Origin of the sequence: Hymenobacter glacieicola (genome assembly GCF_014640315.1) — a bacterium.
Classification (GTDB): Bacteria; Bacteroidota; Bacteroidia; order Cytophagales; family Hymenobacteraceae; genus Hymenobacter; species Hymenobacter glacieicola.
The window spans coordinates 281,395-300,971 of record NZ_BMGS01000005.1 but is presented as its reverse complement, the minus strand read 5'-3'; the positions used below and the strand labels follow the sequence as shown (position 1 = coordinate 300,971).

Annotated in this window: 20 protein-coding genes; 5 read left to right on the top strand and 15 right to left on the bottom strand. The window is 59.4% G+C overall.

What is annotated here, in order from left to right; genetic code table 11:
• Positions 1-48: 48 nt before the first annotated feature.
• The 3 genes from IEW18_RS11275 (at position 49) to IEW18_RS11265 (ending at position 4,452) form a co-directional block, all read left to right on the top strand.
• Positions 49-1,746: a M28 family peptidase gene (locus IEW18_RS11275; RefSeq protein WP_188557950.1), complete on the top strand. Its 1,698-nt coding sequence runs from the start codon at positions 49-51 to the stop codon at positions 1,744-1,746.
• Between the two features lie 101 nt (positions 1,747-1,847).
• Positions 1,848-3,251 carry a LutB/LldF family L-lactate oxidation iron-sulfur protein gene (locus IEW18_RS11270; RefSeq protein ID WP_188557949.1) on the top strand — a complete coding sequence of 468 codons (1,404 nt, stop codon included), beginning with the start codon at positions 1,848-1,850 and terminating at the stop codon, positions 3,249-3,251.
• A gap of 148 nt (positions 3,252-3,399) precedes the next feature.
• Positions 3,400-4,452, top strand: coding sequence for a hypothetical protein (locus IEW18_RS11265; RefSeq protein WP_188557948.1), 1,053 nt, complete (start codon positions 3,400-3,402; stop codon positions 4,450-4,452).
• Positions 4,453-4,479: 27 nt separating this feature from the next.
• Here IEW18_RS11265 and sdaAA read toward each other — a convergent pair whose 3' ends face one another.
• Both sdaAA and msrB read right to left on the bottom strand, forming a co-directional pair.
• Entirely contained in the window at positions 4,480-5,385 is a 906-nt protein-coding gene (gene sdaAA, locus IEW18_RS11260; RefSeq protein WP_188557947.1) for an L-serine ammonia-lyase, iron-sulfur-dependent, subunit alpha, read from the bottom strand.
• A gap of 217 nt (positions 5,386-5,602) precedes the next feature.
• Entirely contained in the window at positions 5,603-6,064 is a 462-nt protein-coding gene (gene msrB / locus IEW18_RS11255) for a peptide-methionine (R)-S-oxide reductase MsrB (RefSeq protein ID WP_188557946.1), read from the bottom strand.
• A gap of 235 nt (positions 6,065-6,299) precedes the next feature.
• Here msrB and IEW18_RS11250 point away from each other — a divergent pair, with 235 nt between their 5' ends.
• On the top strand, positions 6,300-7,823 hold the full coding sequence (locus tag IEW18_RS11250; RefSeq protein ID WP_188557945.1) for an NAD(P)H-hydrate dehydratase: 1,524 nt from the start codon (positions 6,300-6,302) through the stop codon (positions 7,821-7,823).
• Positions 7,824-7,881: 58 nt separating this feature from the next.
• Here IEW18_RS11250 and IEW18_RS11245 read toward each other — a convergent pair whose 3' ends face one another.
• From IEW18_RS11245 to pafA, 4 genes are all read right to left on the bottom strand, one after another.
• On the bottom strand, positions 7,882-8,796 hold the full coding sequence (locus tag IEW18_RS11245; protein ID WP_188557944.1) for a UbiA family prenyltransferase: 915 nt from the start codon (positions 8,794-8,796) through the stop codon (positions 7,882-7,884).
• A 62-nt stretch (positions 8,797-8,858) separates the two neighbouring features.
• A complete protein-coding gene (locus tag IEW18_RS11240) occupies positions 8,859-9,542 on the bottom strand; it encodes a DUF6766 family protein (protein WP_188557943.1) in 684 nt (227 codons plus the stop codon).
• A gap of 145 nt (positions 9,543-9,687) precedes the next feature.
• Positions 9,688-10,269 (bottom strand): inorganic diphosphatase, encoded by a 582-nt coding sequence (locus IEW18_RS11235; protein WP_188557942.1) that lies wholly within the window; start codon positions 10,267-10,269, stop codon positions 9,688-9,690.
• A 132-nt stretch (positions 10,270-10,401) separates the two neighbouring features.
• Positions 10,402-12,117, bottom strand: coding sequence for an alkaline phosphatase PafA (gene pafA, locus IEW18_RS11230; protein WP_229728704.1), 1,716 nt, complete (start codon positions 12,115-12,117; stop codon positions 10,402-10,404).
• A 206-nt stretch (positions 12,118-12,323) separates the two neighbouring features.
• Here pafA and IEW18_RS11225 point away from each other — a divergent pair, with 206 nt between their 5' ends.
• A complete protein-coding gene (locus IEW18_RS11225; protein WP_188557940.1) occupies positions 12,324-13,052 on the top strand; it encodes an HAD family hydrolase in 729 nt (242 codons plus the stop codon).
• 92 nt (positions 13,053-13,144) lie between these two features.
• Here IEW18_RS11225 and atpG read toward each other — a convergent pair whose 3' ends face one another.
• The 9 genes from atpG to IEW18_RS11180 all read right to left on the bottom strand — a co-directional run bounded on the left by atpG (position 13,145) and on the right by IEW18_RS11180 (position 19,440).
• Positions 13,145-14,035, bottom strand: coding sequence for an ATP synthase F1 subunit gamma (gene atpG / locus IEW18_RS11220; protein WP_188557939.1), 891 nt, complete (start codon positions 14,033-14,035; stop codon positions 13,145-13,147).
• Between the two features lie 107 nt (positions 14,036-14,142).
• Positions 14,143-15,726 (bottom strand): F0F1 ATP synthase subunit alpha, encoded by a 1,584-nt coding sequence (gene atpA / locus IEW18_RS11215; RefSeq protein ID WP_188557938.1) that lies wholly within the window; start codon positions 15,724-15,726, stop codon positions 14,143-14,145.
• A gap of 6 nt (positions 15,727-15,732) precedes the next feature.
• Positions 15,733-16,293 carry an ATP synthase F1 subunit delta gene (atpH, locus tag IEW18_RS11210; RefSeq protein WP_188557937.1) on the bottom strand — a complete coding sequence of 187 codons (561 nt, stop codon included), beginning with the start codon at positions 16,291-16,293 and terminating at the stop codon, positions 15,733-15,735.
• Between the two features lie 93 nt (positions 16,294-16,386).
• Positions 16,387-16,881, bottom strand: a complete 495-nt coding sequence (locus IEW18_RS11205; RefSeq protein ID WP_188557936.1) for a F0F1 ATP synthase subunit B — start codon at positions 16,879-16,881, stop codon at positions 16,387-16,389.
• A gap of 170 nt (positions 16,882-17,051) precedes the next feature.
• Complete coding sequence (gene atpE, locus IEW18_RS11200) at positions 17,052-17,312, bottom strand: ATP synthase F0 subunit C (RefSeq protein WP_019946527.1); 261 nt, start codon at positions 17,310-17,312, stop codon at positions 17,052-17,054.
• A gap of 54 nt (positions 17,313-17,366) precedes the next feature.
• A complete protein-coding gene (gene atpB, locus IEW18_RS11195; RefSeq protein WP_188557935.1) occupies positions 17,367-18,437 on the bottom strand; it encodes a F0F1 ATP synthase subunit A in 1,071 nt (356 codons plus the stop codon).
• A gap of 33 nt (positions 18,438-18,470) precedes the next feature.
• Entirely contained in the window at positions 18,471-18,878 is a 408-nt protein-coding gene (locus IEW18_RS11190) for a hypothetical protein (RefSeq protein ID WP_188557934.1), read from the bottom strand.
• Positions 18,875-19,129, bottom strand: a complete 255-nt coding sequence (locus IEW18_RS11185; RefSeq protein WP_229728703.1) for a hypothetical protein — start codon at positions 19,127-19,129, stop codon at positions 18,875-18,877. Before IEW18_RS11185 ends, IEW18_RS11190 begins: the two co-directional genes overlap by 4 nt.
• A 62-nt stretch (positions 19,130-19,191) precedes the next feature.
• Positions 19,192-19,440 (bottom strand): AtpZ/AtpI family protein, encoded by a 249-nt coding sequence (locus IEW18_RS11180; protein ID WP_188557932.1) that lies wholly within the window; start codon positions 19,438-19,440, stop codon positions 19,192-19,194.
• Positions 19,441-19,577 lie beyond the last annotated feature (137 nt).

Sequence of the window (19,577 nt, the reverse complement as noted above, 5' to 3'; positions counted from 1 at the left end):
GAGCACACCTCCTAGCTACCCTTTTCCCTACCCAACCTCTTCCTTCTAATGCAAAAACACTCCTTTCTGGCCTTCTTGCTGGCAGCGGGCGTAGCTACCTCCGCGGTAGCCCAGCAAGCACCCGAAAAAACCAAGGTCAAGGTTAAGCGCAAAAACAAAACCGAAGCACCCGCTGCTACGGCCGAAACCGCACCTGCCCAAGCTGCTCCGGCCGCTACCGCCGACTTCGCCCGTACCTACGCCGAGAGCATCACCCAGGCCGATTTGCGCCAGCACCTCACCGTGCTGGCCTCTGATACCTACGAGGGCCGCGAAACCGGCGAGAAAGGCCAGAAAATGGCCGCCGAGTACATTGCCAACCGCTTCAAAGAGCTGGGCCTGCAAGGTCCGGTGCAGGGCTCCGATAACCCCTACCTGCAGCACTTCACCATGGTGCGCAGCACCTGGGCCGACGGCGCTACCCTGAAAGTAGGCGGCCAAACTTACAAGTGGCTGACCGATTTCTACGCCGCTGGCAGCACCGGCTTTGCCCAGGAAACAGCCATTCAGCCGGTATTTGCCGGCTACGGTATTGAGCAAGATGGCTACTCCGACTACGCCGCCCTCGGCGACGTGAGGGGCAAAGACTTGCTGATTCTGATTGGGGAGCCCCAGAATAGCAAAGGCACCGCCTTGCTGGGCAAAGACGGGCAGGGTAGCAAATGGGGCCAGGACTACCGGGCTAAGCTGCAGATGGCCAGCCAGAAAGGGGCCCGCTCGGTTTTCTTCGTGGATTTCAACCCCAACAGCAACTTCGAGAAAATGGCGGCGCGCATGACGCCCTACATCAGCCGCCCCAGCATCGCCTTTAAAGATGCGGCTCCTGGCACTGGCCGCGCCACGGCGTTTTTCGTGTCGCCGGCGGTAGGCTACAAGATGCTCGGCGCCACGGCTCCGGCCGTCACCAAGTACACCACCAGCGTAAACACCGCCGGCAAGCCGGTAGCCGGCCCGTTCAAGCCGGCTAAAATTTCAGTGAAGGCCGCTAAAAAGACGGAGGACTTCACCACCGAAAACGTGCTGGGCTATCTGGAGGGCACCGACAAGAAGGACGAAATCATGGTTCTGTCGGCGCACTTTGACCACATCGGCATCATCAACGGGGAGGTGCACAACGGCGCCGACGACGACGGCTCGGGTACGGTAACGGTGCTGGAAATGGCCGAAGCCTTCACCAAAGCCAAAGCCGAAGGCCGCGGGCCACGCCGTAGCGTGCTGTTCCTGACGGTGACGGGCGAGGAAAAAGGCCTGCTCGGCTCGGAGTACTACACTGACCACCCCATCTTCCCGCTGGAAAAGACCATGGTCGACCTGAACACCGACATGGTGGGCCGCACCGATAAGGACCACGAGGGCAAGGGCGACTACGTGTACGTGATTGGCTCGGACAAGCTCAGCTCCCAGCTGCACCAGGTGCTGCTGGACCAGAACCAGAAATACACCCAAATGGACCTGGACTTCCGCTTCAATGACCCCGAGGACCCGAACCGCTTCTACTACCGCTCCGACCACTACAACTTCGCCAAGCACCGCATTCCAGTAGCTTTCTTCTTCAACGGCGTGCACGACGACTACCACGGCCCGGGAGACGAAGTAGAGAAAATCGAGTTTCCGAAGATGGAGAAGCGCGCCCGTCTGGTGTTTTATACCGCCTGGGACCTGGCCAACCGCGACCAGCGCATCATCGTCGACTCGAATAAGAAATAGGTAACTTATTATTCGTTTCTTCCTACCTTCCAAAACCCGTCGGCCCAAGTGGGACGGCGGGTTTTATCTTTGCGGACCATTTGGTCAACTTGCTGCCTGCCATGAACCCGACGACGACCACTCCCCTCGCCCCTACCAAAGCCCGCCAGTTTCTTACCGATTCCGACCGCAAGGCCTTCGACCTGGAGCACCGGCGCAAGATTCGCTTCAACATTGGTAAGTACAACGCGGCGGTGCAAACGGGCCTGGGCTTCTACCAGGACCACGAGTTGGCGCGGGCCCGGGCTTCCTACCTCAAGACACAGGTAATCAACCGCCTGGACGAGTACCTGTTGCAATTTGAGGAGAAGTTCACGGCCAAAGGGGGCAAGGTTATCTGGGCCCAGAGCGCGGAGGAGGCCTTGTTTGAAGTCGGCAAGATTATGGAGCGCCGCAAGGCCCGCACGGTGGTGAAGGCCAAGAGTATGACCACCGAGGAAATTCACTTGAACAAGTACCTCGAGAAGCGCGGTATTGAGTCGGTGGAAACGGACTTGGGCGAGTTTATTGTGCAACTAAATGGGGAGCGGCCCTACCACATCGTGACGCCGGCCATGCACCTGAGCAAGCTCGATATTGCTGACATCTTTGTCAAGCACCTTGGCATTGAGTACACCGACGACGCCCAGAAGCTGGTGCTCACGGCCCGCCACCTGCTCCGTGACAAGTACACCGCGGCTGAGGTGGGCATTACGGGCGGCAACTTCCTGGTGGCCGATACGGGCGCGGTGTGCGTCACGGAAAACGAAGGCAATGCCCGCCTCTCGGCTACCTTCCCGAAAACCCACATTGCCATTGTGGGCATTGAGAAGGTGATTCCGAGGCTGCAGGACCTGGATTTGTTCTGGCCCCTGCTCAGCACCAGCGGCACCGGGCAGCAGGTGACGGTGTACAATACCATCTACACCGGCCCGCGCCAGCCCCTGGAAAAGGACGGCCCGGAGGAAATGTTCGTGATTCTGCTCGACAACGGCCGCACCAACCTGCTGGCCCAGCCCGACAAGCGCGAGGCCCTGAACTGCATTCGGTGCGGGGCCTGCCTGAATATCTGCCCGGTGTACAAGAACATTGGCGGCCACACTTACGAGGCTACCTACTCCGGCCCCATTGGTTCGGTTATCACGCCCCACCTCTCGGGCATGGCCGAAAACAAGCACCTGAGCTACGCCAGCAGTTTGTGCGGGGCCTGCACCTCCGTCTGTCCGGTCAAGATTCCGATTCACAACATCCTGCTCAAAAACCGCCAGCAAAGCGTGCAGGAAGGCTTCACGGATAAGGAGGAACGGCGGGCCATTTCGCTGTGGTTACACGGCATGAAGCACCGCTGGGTGTGGGACCTGGCTCCGGCCTCGGCCAAAAACTGGGTGCTCAGCCGCCTGCTCGGCGAGGTAGGCTGGAGCAAGCGCCGCGACGCCGTGCAGGTAGCCCCCAAAACGTTCCGGCAGCTCTGGAAGGAGCGCAAGTAAGAACCCAGCCCCACTGGGGCCACCCATCGCCGCGCGGATGCTGGGCGGGCGACTGCGCGGCTAAGCTGAATGGTTTCTCAACCTCAGGCAGGCCATCGTAGTAGAAGGCCGTGAGCCCGCTGCCTGGGCCCTTCCACTACGTGCCCCTATGGTTGTTGATCTGGTGCTGCAAACCCTGGCTTTCCTGGCCGGAATATTTTTGGTTATCGTTACCCTATCGGCGGCTATTCGCTCGTTTGTGCTGCCCCGCAACGAAACGGTGCTGCTCAACGCGCTGGTGTTTCGGGGGGTACGCTTCTTTTTTGATTTGGCCGCCGGACTCTCGCGCACTTACAGCCGCCGCGACCGGATAGAGGCCCACTATGCCCCGGTGGCCCTGGTGGCGCTGCCGGTGGTGTGGCTGGGCGTAATCTGCGCGGGCTTCACCCTGATTTACTGGGGCCTGGGCGAGCGGGACTGGCTCGACTGCTACCAGCTCAGCGGCAGTTCATTGCTTACGCTGGGCACGCACAAAACCCGCGGCGCCCTCATCACAGTCTTCACCTTTGCTGAAGCTACGCTGGGCCTGCTGCTCATGACCCTATTGATTTCCTACCTGCCTACTATCTACCAGGCCTTTGCCCGGCGCGAGCTGGTGGTGGCTCGCCTGGAGCTACGGGCAGGTGCGCCGGCCTCGGCCTACACCCTGCTCACGTGGCTAAACCGCAGCGGCTCCCTACTCGACGATGACGACCAGTGGGAGCGGTGGGAGGAGTGGTTTATGGAAATCGAGGAAAGCCACACCTCCCTGCCCATTATTTCTTTTTTCCGGTCGCCGCAGCCGGGGCGCTCTTGGGTGACGGCTGCGGGCCTGATTCTGGATACGGCCGCCCTGATGTTTAGCGTGGTAGAGGGGCCACGTAGTCGGCAGGCCGAGCTGACGTTTAAGGCTGGCTGCATTTCCGTCAACCGGGTGTTCCGTTTTTTTGATCAACGCGCCCGCACGGCCCCTTCCTCCCTGATTGATGAAAATGACCCCGTAGAAGACCCCACCCGCGCCGGCTTCGAGCAGGTATACGACGAGCTGCTGGCCGAAGGAATGCTCCTGCGCCCCAACCGCGACGAGGCCTGGGAGCAATATCATACCCTGCGCGGCCGCTACCACGAGGCCATCGACTTTCTGGCCAAGCTCACCGTGTCGCCGGAAATGAAGCCGGTGTAAGCGGCTGGCCAGCTCTCAGGCCAGCCCCTACTGCGCGTCCTCGTCCGGCAGAATCTGCACGTCCTGCACCAGTACCATCTTTTCAATTTCCCGGCCCCGGGTGGTGTTGGCCAAGCCGCCGAGGGCCGTTTCCTTGTAGCGGGTTTCCATGCTCTGCCCAACCTCGCCGAGGGCCGCCACGCACTGGTCCACGGGAATCACCGGGTCAACGCCAGCAATGGCAATTTGGGCCGAGCTGAAGGCAATGGCCGCCGCCGAGGCGTTGCGCACCACGCAGGGCACTTCCACGAGGCCGGCCACCGGGTCGCAGACCAAACCCAGCATGCACTGAATGGTAATAGCCACGGCGGCAAATGTTTCCTCTATGGAGCCACCCAGGCAGTACACAATGGCCCCGCTGCCCATGGCCGCCGCCGAGCCGGTTTCGGCCTGGCAGCCGCCCACGGCGCCGGCCAGGGAAGCATTCTGCTCAATGATCAGCGCAATGCCGGCCGCAACCAGCAGCCCTTCCAGAATGGCGCGGTCGTCGAGCTGGTGCAAATCCTGGAGCGTAACGAGCACGCCGGGCAGAATGCCGGAGGCCCCGGCCGTAGGGGCCGCTACTACCCGCCCCATGCACGAGTTAACTTCCTTGGCCCCCAACGCCCGGGTAACCAGCTGCTTAAACTCCGGCGACAAAACCGTTACCGGTGAGGCGGCAATTTTCTTGGCTCCGTTGTTCACCATGCCCGAGCGGGAGGTCATGTTCTGGGTCAGGCCCGTGTGCACGGCGTCGCGCATCACGTCATAAGCCCGCTGCAAGCCGCTCCATATTTCCTCTTCCGTGCGGCCTTTCTGCTCTACTTCGTAGGCTAAAACGGGCTGGTGAAGCGGTTCGCCGGTAGCCGCGCAGTGGGCCTGCCAGCTGGCAAAGTCGTTAAAGAGAAGGGACATGGGGCGGGTAGGAAAAAAGGGTGGGAAAGACTGGGAACAACGCCTGTTCCGGCTCAGTTCGGGCAAACGGGCCACGAAAATCGGTATAAAATCAACAGCCTCACTACGGGCGCTGTCCACTCCGCCGTTGACGCTCGGGGCGGCGCTTGCTTGTTTACCAAAAAGGCCCCTCTGCGCGAAGCAAGGGGCCTTTTTCAGGGAAGCGGGGCGTAAGCGGCTAGCTTACTTTTTCGTTGGCGCTAACCAGCTTCACGGCCGCCGAGTTGATGCACAGGCGCAGGCCGCTGGGGGCCGGTCCGTCGGGGAAGACGTGGCCCTGGTGGGCGTCGCAGACGTTGCAAAGCACTTCCACGCGGGTCATGCCGTAGCTGGTGTCCTTCTTGTAGCGGATAGCGTTTTCCTTTACGGGCTGGGTAAAGCTGGGCCAGCCCGTTCCCGACTCAAACTTGGTGCGCGAGTCGTAAAGCGGGGTGCCGCAGCACACGCAGGCGTACAGGCCGGCTTCGTGGGCCTCGCAGTACTCGCCGGTGAAGGCGCGCTCCGTGCCGTGCTGGCGGGTTACGTGGTACTGCTCGGGCGTGAGTTGGGCGCGCCACTCGGCGTCAGTTTTTTCTACTCGTTTATCGGGAGCCGGGCTGCCGTGGTTGGCGAGCCGGATTACATCGTTCCAGGTTTGCATGGTCCAGAATACTTAGTTCGAGGGGTTGACAGGTAGGAAACGCGCCGGACCGGGCGGAAGTTTTCCCCGGCTCTGCTTCGGCCGGGTTTGGTAGCTGCTGGGGCTTGCCGGTGCTACTGCCGAGACGAGGAAACGGGCGGGCGGCCCGGCTACGGTGGAGCCAGGGAAGGCAACGCATCGAATACGCTAGCGCCGCGTATGCAGCAAATCCAGTTCTCCTCAGTATCGGTGCCCCATGAAAATCCTTACTGCTGCCCAAACCCGCCAGGCCGATGCGGCTACTCTGCAAGCCGAAGGCATTACTTCCGCCGAGCTGATGGAACGGGCGGCTACGGCCTTCTGCGAATGGCTGCTTAACCGCCTACCGCTCCCCGGCCAGCGGCCCATTTACATCTTCTGCGGCCCTGGCAACAATGGGGGCGACGGGCTGGCCGTTGCGCGCCAGCTCCACGAGGCCGGCTACCAACCTCAGGTATGGGGTTTGCCCGCCGCCCGGCCATCGGCTGATTTCACGCTCAACCGCCGGCGCCTGCCCACGGAAGTGCCCTACCAGGAAGTCGACGCCAAGAAGCTGCCTCCGCTTCCCGCCCACGCCCTGGTGATTGACGCCCTGTTTGGTACCGGCCTGAGCCGGCCCCTGACTGGGGCCGCAGCAACGCTAGTGCAGCATTTAAATCAGTCGGGAGCGGCTATTGTGGCCGTGGACCTACCATCTGGCTTATTTGCTGATGCACCCCAGAGCCCAGACAGCCCGGTAGTACGGGCACACCATACCGTCAGCTTTGAGCTACCCAAGCTGGCGTTTCTGCTCCCTCAAAATGCGGAGTTTGTTGGCGAGTGGGAGGTGCTGCCCATCCACCTTGACTCCGCATTTATCCACAATACATCTGTGGATAACTACTTCGTGGATGATAACGTTATCCGGGGCCGCCTACCTGCCCGAAGCAAATTCAGCCACAAAGGCACTTTCGGGCATGTCCTGCTGCTGGCAGGCAGCCGCGGTAAAATCGGCGCGTCGGTACTGGCGGCCCGGGCGTGTCTGCGGGGTGGAGTAGGGCTGCTGACCGTGCGCATTCCGGCGGTAGGCTACCACATCATGCAAACCTCGGCCCCGGAGGCCATGACCCTAGCGGACCCAGCCACCGATTTCGTGACCGAGCTGCCGGACCTGAAACCCTACGCTGCCATCGGCATCGGGCCGGGGCTGGGGCAGGAACACGCCACCTGTGAGGTGCTGCGTCAGCTGCTGCGCAAAGCCAACGTGCCACTGGTGCTGGACGCCGATGCCCTGAACCTGCTCGGGGCCAACCCTGGCCTGCTCCCGCTCCTACCCCGGGAATCGTTGCTTACTCCGCACCCCAAGGAGTTTGAGCGGCTGGTGGGCAAACCCGCCCGCGACGACTACCACCGCCTGGAGCAGCTCCGAACCTTTGCGCGGGAGTACAAGTGCTACTGCGTGTTGAAAGGTGCCTACACGACCCTGGCTGCCCCGGATGGCACGCTCTACTTTAACAGCACCGGCAACCCCGGCATGGCCACCGGTGGCAGCGGCGACGTGCTGACGGGCTTACTGCTGGCCCTGCGCGCCGATAAACGCCTGTCGCCTCTGGATGCTGCCTTGCTGGGCCTGTATGCCCACGGCCGGGCCGGCGACCGGGCCGCCCAGCAAACCGGCGAAGCGGGTCTGGTAGCCGGCGACCTTGTCCGCTTTATTGGCCCCGTGTTGCAGGAGCTGACTGCTACCCCGCCCAGGCTCTGACAACTACTGCCCCCACCCGTGCCTTGAGCTTACGCATCAGCGCGTGGGGCAGGAATCCTCAGAGTAACCCAACTGCCGTTCCCCGGCTCGCCCACCATACCGCCAGGAACTGCACTAGCATCACTCCGTCAGTCAGCAAGGCAAAGTAGTAATCCGGCCTCGACTCCTCGGCAAACCAGATAACGGCCGCGGCGGCCAGCAGGGGCACTGCAAGCACGAAGTCGTGGCCGGCCGGGGTGCCCGGCGGAACGAGCAGAGCCGCCGTGGTTAGCGCAGTTAGGGCCAGAATCTTGGTAGTCTGAATCCCGAAGGCACCCGGGAAGGTCAGGGTGCCCGTCAGGCGGTCCTTGGTGTAGTCCCGGATGTCGAACACAAACGCCAGCGCCAGAATAAACAGGAACCGCCGCGCAAACAGAATCAGCACAACCGGCTCCTGCAGGCTGCGCCCCAGGTAGAGGGCGGGAATCCAGACCGTAACGGCCGCCCAGACGTAGCCAATCAGAAATACTTTCAGCAAGGGTAAGTCGCGCAGGGCCCACCAGCGCCGGCCCTGCCTTACCAGGGGCATGGAGTACAGCACCGAAATACCCCCCAGGTGGGCCAGAAACAACGTACCACTCAGGCGGGCATCGGTCAGAAATAAGCCAGCCGCCACTATGCCAGCTACTGCCGCCAGCAGCAGTAGCTCCCGCCGGTGCCCGCGCATCCATTGCTTGCGCTTGGAGAGCCCCGGCTGCTGCCCGTGTTTATAAGGCAGTACGCTGTCGAGGTTATACAAAAAGAGGGTAGCGGTAAAAATCAGAGCGCCCAGCCGCAGCGGAATGTGCACTTGCCAATACAGGAAGGTAGCCCACATCAGCCCCAGCGCCGCCAACGACAGCCAGATGCTACTGTACAGTACGGCGTCCGTTAGCCGTCTGAGGCGCTGAACAAGGGCACGAGCAGACGGGAGCAATAAACGAACGGAGGGCATACGCGGCTAACTCAGCGTGGCGCGGCACCCGCCTTCACCACCCACGAATATACTGGGGCGGCTTACTTTCCGGTCTCGGTGTGGGCCGCGTCTACTTGCTTGGACTCAGGTGAGCCATGCTGGCGCAAAAAGATGGACAGCCCCACAATAGACACGATGGACAAAAACTCACTCTGCCAGTTCTGAAACGACTCAAACCAGAACCGACTGGTAGTCATATAACTCAGGGTATCGACGGCGGGCTTGCCACTCTGTACCTGCTCAATGCTGTAAACCTCGGCCCCACCCTTGGCATGCAGCCAGAAAGCCCCGAAAAACAGCACAAAAAACGCAATGCTTAATGACCGGCGGTACAGGGCCAGCTGCCAGCCCCCGCGCTTCACGGGACCGGGAGCGTCCTCCTTGCTTGGGTCGGGCTCCTGGTCCACTTCCTCTTCTTCGTAGAGCTTCTTCGATTCGGAGGAGCCCCGCTGCCGCAGCCAGATAGTTAGTACTACGTACAGACCCATCTGCAGAAACTCGCTTTCCCAGTTCTCAAACGTAGCCTCCAGAAAATGCCCCGATTGCGCGTAGGCACCCAGGGTAAGGGGTAGCAGCCCCATATCTTCCAGTTCCGAGTTGTAGTCGTGCCAACCTGTAAAGAACTGCCCAACCAGGGTAAGCAGCACCAGCCCCACCCCGACCAGCAACAAGCTGTTTTCGTAGAGAAATTTTAGAACGTTGGATTTTGGGGGCTGAGTCGGCATACCCTGCCTCATACGCTAGCTAAAGCGTAAAAGGATACGACAAGTGTGCTTATCGCACGTTCCTGGCCTCCCAAACGCAGCAGCGCCCGACGGTCAGGTAGACCATCGGGCGCTGCTGGGGGTGTAGAGAGGTTGTGTATTCAGATTAGCTCAGGGCCTCTTGTACGTCAACTTGGTTCTGGGGGTTGCCTTTGGGGAAGGTTTCCTCGTATAATTTGATGCTGTCCTCAATGATGCGGTAGGCATCTTCGCGGCCCATGAAGCGCTCTACGCTTACTTGCTTGTGCTCCAGGGCTTTATAGTCCTCGAAGAAGCGCTGCATTTCCAGCAGGGTGTGGGGCGGCAGGTCGGCAATATCGTTATAGTGGTTAACCGACACGTCGTTGGCAGCCACGGCAATGATTTTGTCGTCTTCCTCATCCTGGTCAATCATCTGCATCACGCCAATTACTTTGGCGTCTACCAGGCACATCGGCACAATGTCAACGGAGCAAAGCACCAGAATATCCAGCGGGTCTTTGTCGTCGCAGTAGGTTTTCGGGATGAAGCCGTAGGCAGCCGGGTAGTGCACGGCCGAGAACAACACCCGATCCAGCTTGAGCAGGCCGCTGTCTTTGTCCAGCTCATACTTGCCTTTCGAGCCTTTCGGGATTTCGATAATGCCGTTTACAACTTTGGGAGCGTCTTCGCCACGCTCTACGTCGTGCCAGGGGTTAAAATGGGCCATGTGAGAGAAATATCGGAACGGGGAATGCCCCCGTTCGCTGGTCGTTGTAAATGAACGTTTGTGCTGTTTAAACGGCAAGCCGCCAGTTTAGATACCTACCGGTAAAGTAGTTATCAAACTGGCTGACTTCCGCTACCAACCCAGGACTTCTGGCAGCGGTTGGCCGGTGCACCCGTCGGGCTCCTGAATGTGAAGCCAGCGGGCCAATGTGGGCGCAATATCGGTAATCTTTGCCGGAGCCGATGACTGTCCGTGCTTTACGTGCCAGCCCCAGAATACTACGGGCACGTGGGTATCATACGAGCCCGAGGAGCCGTGGGTGGTGCCTTTGTTGATGGGGTACTGGTAGGATTCCAGCCAGCCGGGCTCCAGAATCACCATCACGTCGCCGGAGCGCTTGGGGAAGTAGCCGTTTTCCAGGTACATCAGCATCCCGCTTTCCCAGTGCGACTTCTGCACGTCCTCGGCGGCCAGGGCCCGCGTAACGCCCGCGTAACCTAGCATAATACCGGCTACCTCGCGCTGCATCTGGTAGAGGTCGAGTTTTTTCTCCTGCAGCAGCGGGCGGTTCAGGTATACCTGTTGGTTTTCGTAGCTCAGCACCCACTTGCCGGGCCCGTGCAGGCGCACCAGCTGCTGCTGCAAGGAGTCGCGCATCAGGCCCGGGCCCACGGAGCCGGCCGGAATTTTCTTGTCGATGAGGAAATTAGGCGAGTGGGCTGCCCCATGATCGGCGCTTAGGAATACCAACGCCTGCTTTTTGCCTACCGTTTTATCGAGGTAGGCAAACAGGCGCTCCAAGTCCTGATCCAGGCGCAGGTAGGTGTCTTCGGCTTCGATGGAGTTCGGCCCAAATTGGTGGCCGACGTAGTCGGTGCTGCTAAAGCTCAGGGCCAGAAAATCGGTTTGGCCGCGCTGCCCCAACTGCTCGGCCCGCATGGCTTCCAGAGCAAAGTCCAGGGTCAGGGAGTTGCCGAAGGGCGTGGAGCGAATCAGGTCCAGGTTACGAGGGGTAGCAGTAGGGGCTTTTTCGCCGGCCGCTTCCATGTTGCCTTTTACCGCAGTGGTGGGCGCCGCGCTCAGGGCTGGCAAATCGTGCGGAAACACGGGCTTGGCTTCCCCCTTGAAGGCGCCCTCCCAGGTCACATCGTCGGGCGAGCTTTCCGTGTACTGGGCAATGGGTAGCAGCGTGGTCCAGGCCTGATCCAGGTACTTGGCGGCCCGGTTTTCGGCATTGAACTTTGCTACCCACGCCGGCAGCTGCTGGGTGTAAAAGGTGCTGGTGATAAAGGCCCCGTTGCCCCCGTCGTACCAATAGGCGGCGTTGGCCGCGTGGCCAGCCGGCAGAATGGAGCCCCGGTCCTTGATGCACACGCCAATAACCTTGCTCTGAAAGTTAGTGGCCAGCCGCAACTCATCGGTGATGGTGGTAGTGAGCATGTGGCGCGGCGACTGTTGCCCGGACGCCGCCGAGCCCCCCACCGCCTGCACCGTTTTGTCTTCGGTCACATATGTGCCCTTACCTTCCTCGCGCACCAGCCAGTTGTTGCCCACGATGCCGTGCACCGATGGGGTAGTACCCGTGTAGATGCTGGCGTGGCCCGGCCCGGTGTAAGTCGGGACGTAGTTATAATGGGCATTTTCGTAACTGAAGCCTTCCCCCAGCAGGCGGCGAAACCCACCGCGGCCGTACTTATTCCAGTAACGGTAGAGGTAGTCGTAGCGCATCTGGTCCACCACAATCCCTACCACTAGCTTGGGGCGGTCCAGGGGTTTACCAGGTTTCTGCGCGAGGGTGGGCAGGGCCAGCGCGGCGGCCAGCAAGAAGCTCAGGCTTTTTTTCTTCAAAGCGGAAAGGAGGTTGTGCCCCAGCCCGGCGGGCAACGGCAGATTCGGCGGGCGCAAAGATAACCCGACTGGCCGGGGAATCAGCTCGTCCGCAGCCAAAACCGCCCCAGCCGCGTAGGCAACACTAAGCATTCCAACGACATCCCGCCTGATTACCGGCTAACACCTTACCCCTAACCGGCCAGCCCTACCCCTCCCCTCTCCTTATGACTTCCAGCTCCCAGCCCTACGCCCTCATCTTCGACATGGACGGCGTCCTTATCAATAATACGCCTACCCAGGCCAAGGCTTTCCAGCTACTGTTTCGCGACTTAGGCCTGACTACCAACGCCCGCCGCCTGCTGGACCGCCTCAACGGTATGCCCGCCAGCAAAATTCTGGAAACCGTTTTTACCAACCCCGTGCCCGAAAAACAGCTAAAGGAGTACGCCGCCCAACGCGAGTTCCTTTACCGGGTGCTGTACTGGGATAAGCGTAAGGAAACACCGGGCCTGAGCCGGTTTTTGCAAGATGCCCGGGAGGCCGGCTTTAAAATCGGGCTGGGCACCGGCTCCGCTTCCGACACCATCAGCTACATCATCGACCACTTGGAGTTGCGCCGCTTCTTCGACGTGGTAGTGGGCAAGGACGACGTGGAGCGCGGCAAACCCCACGCCGACACCTACACTGCCACCTCGCGGCAGCTGGGCATTCCGCCCGAGCGCTGCCTGGTCTTTGAGGACGCCCTTATGGGCGAGCAGGCCGCCTATAAAGCCGGGATGCGCTGCATTGCCCTCAGCACCACCCTCAAGCCCGAGCAGTTCCAGGCTCCGCTCCGCGTCATCAAAGACTTCACCGAAATAACTCCCCAGCACATTTTGGAGCTGCTGGAGCAAAACCCGCCTACCCCCAAGCCTAGCAAGGAACTGGCCAAGCGGCAGTACATGAAGCTGTAGCAGCTTAACCACACCCACGCAGCCAAGCACACAAGAAAAAAGCCCGCCTCCTTTCAGAAGCGGGCTTTTTGGGTAATGTAAAAGCAGTATCCTTACCGGCTGGCAGCCAAGGCCTCAGCCCCACCTACGATTTCGAGAATCTCGGTGGTAATGGCGGCCTGACGGGTCCGGTTGTAGGTCAGCTTCAGTTGCTTGAGTAGCTCACCAGCGTTATCGGTGGCCTTGTCCATGGCCGTCATGCGGGCGCCGTGCTCCGAGGCGTTGCTTTCCAGCACGGCCTTGTACAGCTGCACCTTTAGCGACTGCGGAATCAGGGTCCGGACGATTTCCTCCTTCGAGGGCTCGAAGATATAGTCCACGTTCGAGGTAGCGGGCGCGTTTGCGGGCTGCTCAGTGGGCACCAATGGCAGCAACTGCTCGGTCCGGATGATTTGGGTAGCAACGTTTTTAAACTCGTTGTACACCATCATAACCTCATCGTACTGGCCGGCCCGGAAGCCGTCCATGGCCTGTTCAGCCGCTTCCCGCACGGTGTCGAAAGAAAGCTTGGTGAACACGTGCTGGTAGTCGCCCAGCAGCGGCACCCGCTTCCCGAAGTAATCGTGCGCCTTGCGGCCAATGGCCATTACGGTCACGTTGCCCGCCGCGGCCTGGGCCGCGTAGCGTTCCTGAATCACGGCATTGGCGCCTTTGAACACGTTGCTGTTGAACGCGCCGGCCAGGCCACGGTCGGAGGTAATGGCGATAATCAGTACCCGGCGCACATCACGCTGCTCCGCGTATTCGCTCACTACATCCTCGCCAGCCAAAGCCGTCAGGTTGCCTAGAATGCTATTGAGCCGCTGGGCGTAGGGACGCATCCGCAGGATGTTGTCCTGGGCCCGACGCAGCTTGGCCGCCGCTACCATTTTCATGGCTTTGGTGATTTGCTGCGTGCTTTGCACCGACGTAATGCGGCTCCGAACTTCTTTTAAGCTAGCCATGAGATTGAATTAGTAATTAATAATTAAGAATCAAGAATTGCCGGGCCTGACGAACCTTCGTCTGAGCAGCAACCCTCAATTCTTAATTACTAATTCTTAATTATTAATTACTTAGAAGCGTACACCGCCGACAGATCTTTGGCAACCTGACGAATAGCGCCGGTCGTCTCGTCGTCGAGCTTGCCAGCCTTCAGGCCTTTCAGCACCTCGGGGTGGCGGGTGTTCATCACCTGGGTGAATTCCTTCTCGAACTCGCGCACCCGGTTCACCGGAACAAGGTCCAGCAGGCCGTTGGTAGCGGCGTAGATGATGGCTACCTGATCTTCTACCTTCTGAGGCGAGAACTGGGGCTGCTTCAGGATTTCGAGGTTACGACGGCCACGCTCAATGGTGAGCTTGGTCGAGGCATCGAGGTCCGAGCCAAACTTGGCGAAGGCTTCCAGCTCGCGGAACTGCGCCTGGTCGAGCTTCAAGGTACCGGCTACCTTCTTCATCGACTTGATCTGGGCGTTACCACCTACGCGCGATACCGAGATACCTACGTTGATAGCGGGACGCACACCCGAGTTGAAGAGGTTGGTTTCAAGGAAGATCTGGCCATCGGTAATCGAAATTACGTTGGTCGGGATATACGCCGAAACGTCGCCCGCCTGGGTTTCGATGATGGGCAGAGCCGTCAGCGAACCACCGCCTTTCACCAGCGGACGAATGCTGTCGGGCAAGTCGTTCATGTCCTGGGCAATGGCGTCGGAAGCGTTGATCTTCGCGGCGCGCTCCAGCAGGCGGCTATGCAGGTAGAATACGTCGCCGGGATAGGCTTCACGTCCGGGAGGACGACGCAGCAGCAGGGACACTTCGCGGTAGGCCACGGCCTGCTTCGACAAGTCATCGTACACGACTAGGGCCGGACGGCCCGTGTCGCGGAAGAACTCGCCGATGGCCGCGCCCGTGAAGGGAGCAAAGAACTGCATGGGAGCCGGGTCAGAGGCCGAAGCCGACACCACGACCGTGTAGTCCATGGCGCCACCCTTGGTCAGGGCGTTTACTACCTGGGCTACTGTCGAAGCTTTCTGGCCTACAGCTACGTAGATGCAGAAAACCGGCTCGCCACGCTCATAGAACTCGCGCTGGTTCAGGATGGCGTCCAGAGCTACCGTCGACTTACCCGTCTGACGGTCACCGATGATCAGCTCGCGCTGGCCCCGGCCGATTGGAATCATGGCGTCGATAGCCTTGATACCGGTCTGCATGGGCTCGTTTACCGGCTGACGGTAGATTACACCGGGCGCCTTACGCTCCAGGGGCATATCGTAGGTAGCACCCTGGATGGGGCCGCGGCCGTCGATGGGCTGACCCAGCGTGTTTACCACGCGGCCGATGATGCCGTCACCAACTTGAATGGAAGCAATTTTATTGGTACGACGTACCGTAGCGCCTTCCCGGATTTCAGAGTAGTCGCCGAGCATTACGGCCCCTACGTTGTCTTCTTCCAGGTTAAGCACGAGAGCTTGGAGCCCGTTTTCAAATTCAATCAATTCCCCCGACTGGGCTTTGCCCAGGCCGTAGATGCGGGCTACACCGTCGCCTACCTGCAGAACCGTACCAACCTCTTCGAGTTCGGCTTCGGTTTTGAAGTTGGACAGCTGCTCCCGCAGAATGGCGGATACTTCATCCGGACGTACTTCTGCCATGGTGGGTTATAGTTGGGGTTGGTAGGGATTCTTCGAGAATTCGTTGCGCAGCTTGCGCAACCGGTAGCTCACGGAGTCGTCGATCAGCCGGTCGCCGATGCGCAGCACGAAGCCACCAATCAGCGAGGCATCTACCTTTTCCGTGAGGGTAACATCGGCCAGGCCGGATTGCTGACGCACTACCTGCCGGAGATGTTCACGCAGCTCCTCAGTTAGCGGGGTAGCGGTGGTTACTTCCGCCGCCTGCATACCGCGCAGCAGGTTGTACTGGGTCAGAAACTCGGAGCCGATAAACTCCAGCGCACTTTCGCGGTTGTGCTGGGTTACGATGGAGAAAAACTTCTCCGTCAGGGCCGACACTTTACCGCCAAACACTGCCTGCAGGATAGCAAGCTTCTTGTCGTGCTTCACGATGGGGTTGCGGAGTAGCAGGCGCAGCTCACGGTTCTCGGTCAGCGTTTTGCTGAACAAGTCCATGTCCTGCTTTACCACTTCCAGCTCGCCGCGCTCCTCGGCCAGATCCAGCAACGACTTTGCGTAGCGGGAGGCAACTCGTAGTTCAGACATTCTTAGTAGAAGTTGAGAAGCTGGGAGCCAGAAACTAGGAAAGCAGACCCGCGTTAAACGCCTTCTCGCTTCTAGCTTCTCGCTCCTGGCTCCTTAGTTCAATTTCACTTCTTGCAGATACGAGTCCACGAGTTGCTGCTGGGCTGGCTGGTCGGCCAGTTCGCGGCGCAAGATGCGCTCGGCAATATCAATGGAGAGCTTGGCAGCGGTGTTTTTCACTTCGGCCAAAGCGGCATTTTTCTCGTTCTGGATGGCCTCGCGCGCCTGCACAATCATGCGGCTGCCTTCTTCAGTTGCCTTGTTCTTGGCCTGCTCGATGAGCTGGTTAGAAACGTCGGTGGCTTCTTTCAGAATACGGTCGCGCTCCATGCGGGCTTCAGCCAGCAACTTCTCGTTGCCTGCCTTCAGCTGCTGCATTTCGAGCTTGGCCTGGTCGGCCATGCGCAGCGCACCTTCGATTGAGCTTTCACGCTCTTTCAGCGAGCTAAGAATTGGTTTCCAGGCAAAGGCGCGCAGCAAGAGCAGCACGATGCCGAAAATCACTAGCTGCCAAAAGATAAGGCCAAATTCGGGCGTTACAATTTGCATCGTAGAAACTAGTAGGTAGTGAGGGATAGGTACCGGTAACCCGGGCGGCCGAGGCGGAAGTTCCGCCTTAGATTAGCCGCACCGGCTGGTACCGGAAAAGCCAAGACAGCCCGCTACGCCGTGCGCTGAAGCGACGCGCGCAGCGGGCTGCTCGTGTACTACCTCTATTCCTAGAGATTGAACGAAATCAGCAGGCAGACTACTACTGCGAACAGCGCCAGACCTTCAATCAGAGCGGCTACGATCAGCATGGCAGTTTGGATCTTGCCCGAAGCCTCCGGCTGACGACCAATGGCTTCCATAGCCTGACCACCGATACGACCAATGCCCAGACCGGCACCCAGAGCAACCAGACCAGCACCAATAGCAGCACCGAATACGGCCAGACCAGCAGAATTAGTAATGGCCTGCAACAACAGAGAAAGAAGCATAAAAAAGAGGTTTGTGGGGAATGAAAAACAAAAAAATCAGGGGGTGAGAAAGGCTTAGTGACCGTGGGCGTGGGCTTGCTCGGCACCATCGCCCCCACCTATCTGGTAATCAGCGTCGTGGTGCTCCTCTACCGCGCCGCCGATGTACATGGCCGTCAGCAAGGTGAAGATGTACGCCTGCAAGATGGCCACCATCAATTCCAGCGTATTAATGAACAAGCCGAATGCCAGCGAAACCGGGGCAACACCAATGTTGCGGAAGATGAAGATGAGCGAGATAAAGCTCAGGGTTACAATGTGGCCAGCCGTGATGTTGGCGAACAAACGAACCATCAGGGAGAAGGGCTTCACGAAGATGCCAATCACTTCTACCGGAATCATGATGGGTAGCAGCGCCTTCGGTACGCCGGGCGTAGCGAAGATGTGGTGCCAGTAGTTCTTGTTGGAGCTGAACAGCGTGATGAGCAGCGTCAGGACGGCCAGGGTCAGGGTAACGGCGATGTTACCGGTGAGGTTAGCGCCACCGGGCAGCAAACCCAGCAGGTTATTAAACCAGATAAAAAAGAAGATCGTCAGCAGGTAGGGCATGTACCGCTCGTACTTCGGGCCAATCGACTTCTTGGCTACCTCGTCGCGAATGAACACGATGATGGGCTCAAAGAAAGACTGAATGCCGCGGGGAGCACCACTGCCGCGCTTGGCGTAGCCCCGGGCTACGGCCGTGAAAACCAGGAGCAGCAACGCGGCGCTCAGCATCAGGGAGGCTACATTTTTGGTAATCGAGAAATCGTATACCTTGCTACCATCTTCTGACTCCAGGTGCTCGTGCTCCAGCTTCAGGCCGTCGTACACTTTGCCTTCCGCCAAGCGAGAAGAAGAGAATACGCTCAGGCCTTGCGTTGGGCGGTAGGCAATAACGGGCAGCGGAATAGTGAGGTGCGTACCGTGCTCTTCACTGCCGAGGGTAGCAAAATGCCATTCGTGGGCGTCCCCGATGTGGTGCAAAATCATCTCACCGGGTTTGAAGTCCTCCGTATCGGTGGCTTCTGCGGTAGTGGCCGCCGGTTCGTTGGCATACACCGAGAACGATAGGAAGCAGAAGAGAGCTAAAAGTAAGCGCTTCATTCAGAGGGGCTTAGGGCTATATTTACAAAATCTTCATTTTGCATTTTCACCCGGTTTTGAAAACGGGCGCAAGTTACTCAGAACGCTCCAGACTTCAAACCCGGCAAAGAGAAAATACAGGATGAAGAAGCTCCCGAGGAAGGCCCAACGCGCGTCGCCTTCCTTGCCGCCGCCCCGGAAAAGGTACACCAGCACCAGCGTAAGGGACAAAAGCAGCCGTACCACCATCGTCCCGAAGTAGGCCACCATAAAATTATCGGGGTTGGCCTGCACCAGCCGGGCCGTGACGCGGTAGGTCAGGAACGTCAGGATGGCAAAGAAGGCAAAGGTATAAGGCGTGAACGGATGGATAACGCGCGGCCCAAACTGGCTGTAGAGGGCGTACAGGATTGCTCCGGTTAGCAGGCAGAAGAGCAGATAGGGACGTAGGAAAGGCTTCACGGCAAGTGGAGGGTAGGGTGCGTATGGCTGATGTAGCGGAGCAGATGAGAAGCCTTCAACAGGTCGAAGCCTACGATGCCTCTTGCCAAGCCTTCTTTTATAAACTGGCTATCCTCGCTGAGTTGGCCAATGGTCAGGTCAGCCGGTTCCTGTTCTATCGTGTAGAGTTGTTCCCCGGGAATATCCCAATAGAAATCCTGCGCAAGCGGAATATGTCCTAGCGGCCCGTACTGCTGCTTAAGTGCCTCCATAGCCAGAAACAGAACCTGCTCCAACTCAGAAATGGCAATCGTGGTTGGGTACCCAGCCATTACTATTCCTTAGTCACGGAACGGATGACATTGTATAAAGCCGCAAATAACCCCAGCAGCATCAGACTCAGCGTGAACCAGGGCGTTTTGGTTTGAAAGTGCTTGTCGAGCCAGTAGCCAGCCCAGGTGCTCAGGCCAATGGTTGCCATCATCTGGGCCGCAATGCCGGAATAGCGGGCTACGGCACGCATTCGGTCGGAATTGCCCTCGGAGTCGGGGCGCCGGGGTGGCGGCGGCGTGGGAGTAGGCATAAGGCAGAGGCGGCGGTAGGTAGTGCAAAACTACGCGGCGCAACGTTAGGAGTTGGCCCCGGGCTGTTGAGAATGATGGGTCCGGGCAGAAACCTGTACTTTTACCTAACCTGCTACGTTGTGGGAAACGCCCGGCG

Bases quoted from the DNA above. Each gene is read 5' to 3' on its own strand.
- atpG (WP_188557939.1), bottom strand. From the start codon at position 14,035: ATGGCTAGCTTAAAAGAAGTTCGGAGCCGCATTACGTCGGTGCAAAGC.
- IEW18_RS11245 (WP_188557944.1), bottom strand. From the start codon at position 8,796: ATGCCCTCCGTTCGTTTATTGCTCCCGTCTGCTCGTGCCCTTGTTCAG.
- IEW18_RS11240 (WP_188557943.1), bottom strand. From the start codon at position 9,542: ATGCCGACTCAGCCCCCAAAATCCAACGTTCTAAAATTTCTCTACGAA.
- IEW18_RS11185 (WP_229728703.1), bottom strand. From the start codon at position 19,129: ATGGAGGCACTTAAGCAGCAGTACGGGCCGCTAGGACATATTCCGCTT.
- atpH (WP_188557937.1), bottom strand. From the start codon at position 16,293: ATGTCTGAACTACGAGTTGCCTCCCGCTACGCAAAGTCGTTGCTGGAT.
- IEW18_RS11250 (WP_188557945.1), top strand. From the start codon at position 6,300: ATGAAAATCCTTACTGCTGCCCAAACCCGCCAGGCCGATGCGGCTACT.
- atpA (WP_188557938.1), bottom strand. From the start codon at position 15,726: ATGGCAGAAGTACGTCCGGATGAAGTATCCGCCATTCTGCGGGAGCAG.
- atpE (WP_019946527.1), bottom strand. From the start codon at position 17,312: ATGCTTCTTTCTCTGTTGTTGCAGGCCATTACTAATTCTGCTGGTCTG.
- IEW18_RS11205 (WP_188557936.1), bottom strand. From the start codon at position 16,881: ATGCAAATTGTAACGCCCGAATTTGGCCTTATCTTTTGGCAGCTAGTG.
- IEW18_RS11180 (WP_188557932.1), bottom strand. From the start codon at position 19,440: ATGCCTACTCCCACGCCGCCGCCACCCCGGCGCCCCGACTCCGAGGGC.
- sdaAA (WP_188557947.1), bottom strand. From the start codon at position 5,385: ATGTCCCTTCTCTTTAACGACTTTGCCAGCTGGCAGGCCCACTGCGCG.
- atpB (WP_188557935.1), bottom strand. From the start codon at position 18,437: ATGAAGCGCTTACTTTTAGCTCTCTTCTGCTTCCTATCGTTCTCGGTG.
- IEW18_RS11225 (WP_188557940.1), top strand. From the start codon at position 12,324: ATGACTTCCAGCTCCCAGCCCTACGCCCTCATCTTCGACATGGACGGC.
- IEW18_RS11235 (WP_188557942.1), bottom strand. From the start codon at position 10,269: ATGGCCCATTTTAACCCCTGGCACGACGTAGAGCGTGGCGAAGACGCT.
- IEW18_RS11265 (WP_188557948.1), top strand. From the start codon at position 3,400: ATGGTTGTTGATCTGGTGCTGCAAACCCTGGCTTTCCTGGCCGGAATA.
- IEW18_RS11270 (WP_188557949.1), top strand. From the start codon at position 1,848: ATGAACCCGACGACGACCACTCCCCTCGCCCCTACCAAAGCCCGCCAG.
- IEW18_RS11275 (WP_188557950.1), top strand. From the start codon at position 49: ATGCAAAAACACTCCTTTCTGGCCTTCTTGCTGGCAGCGGGCGTAGCT.
- msrB (WP_188557946.1), bottom strand. From the start codon at position 6,064: ATGCAAACCTGGAACGATGTAATCCGGCTCGCCAACCACGGCAGCCCG.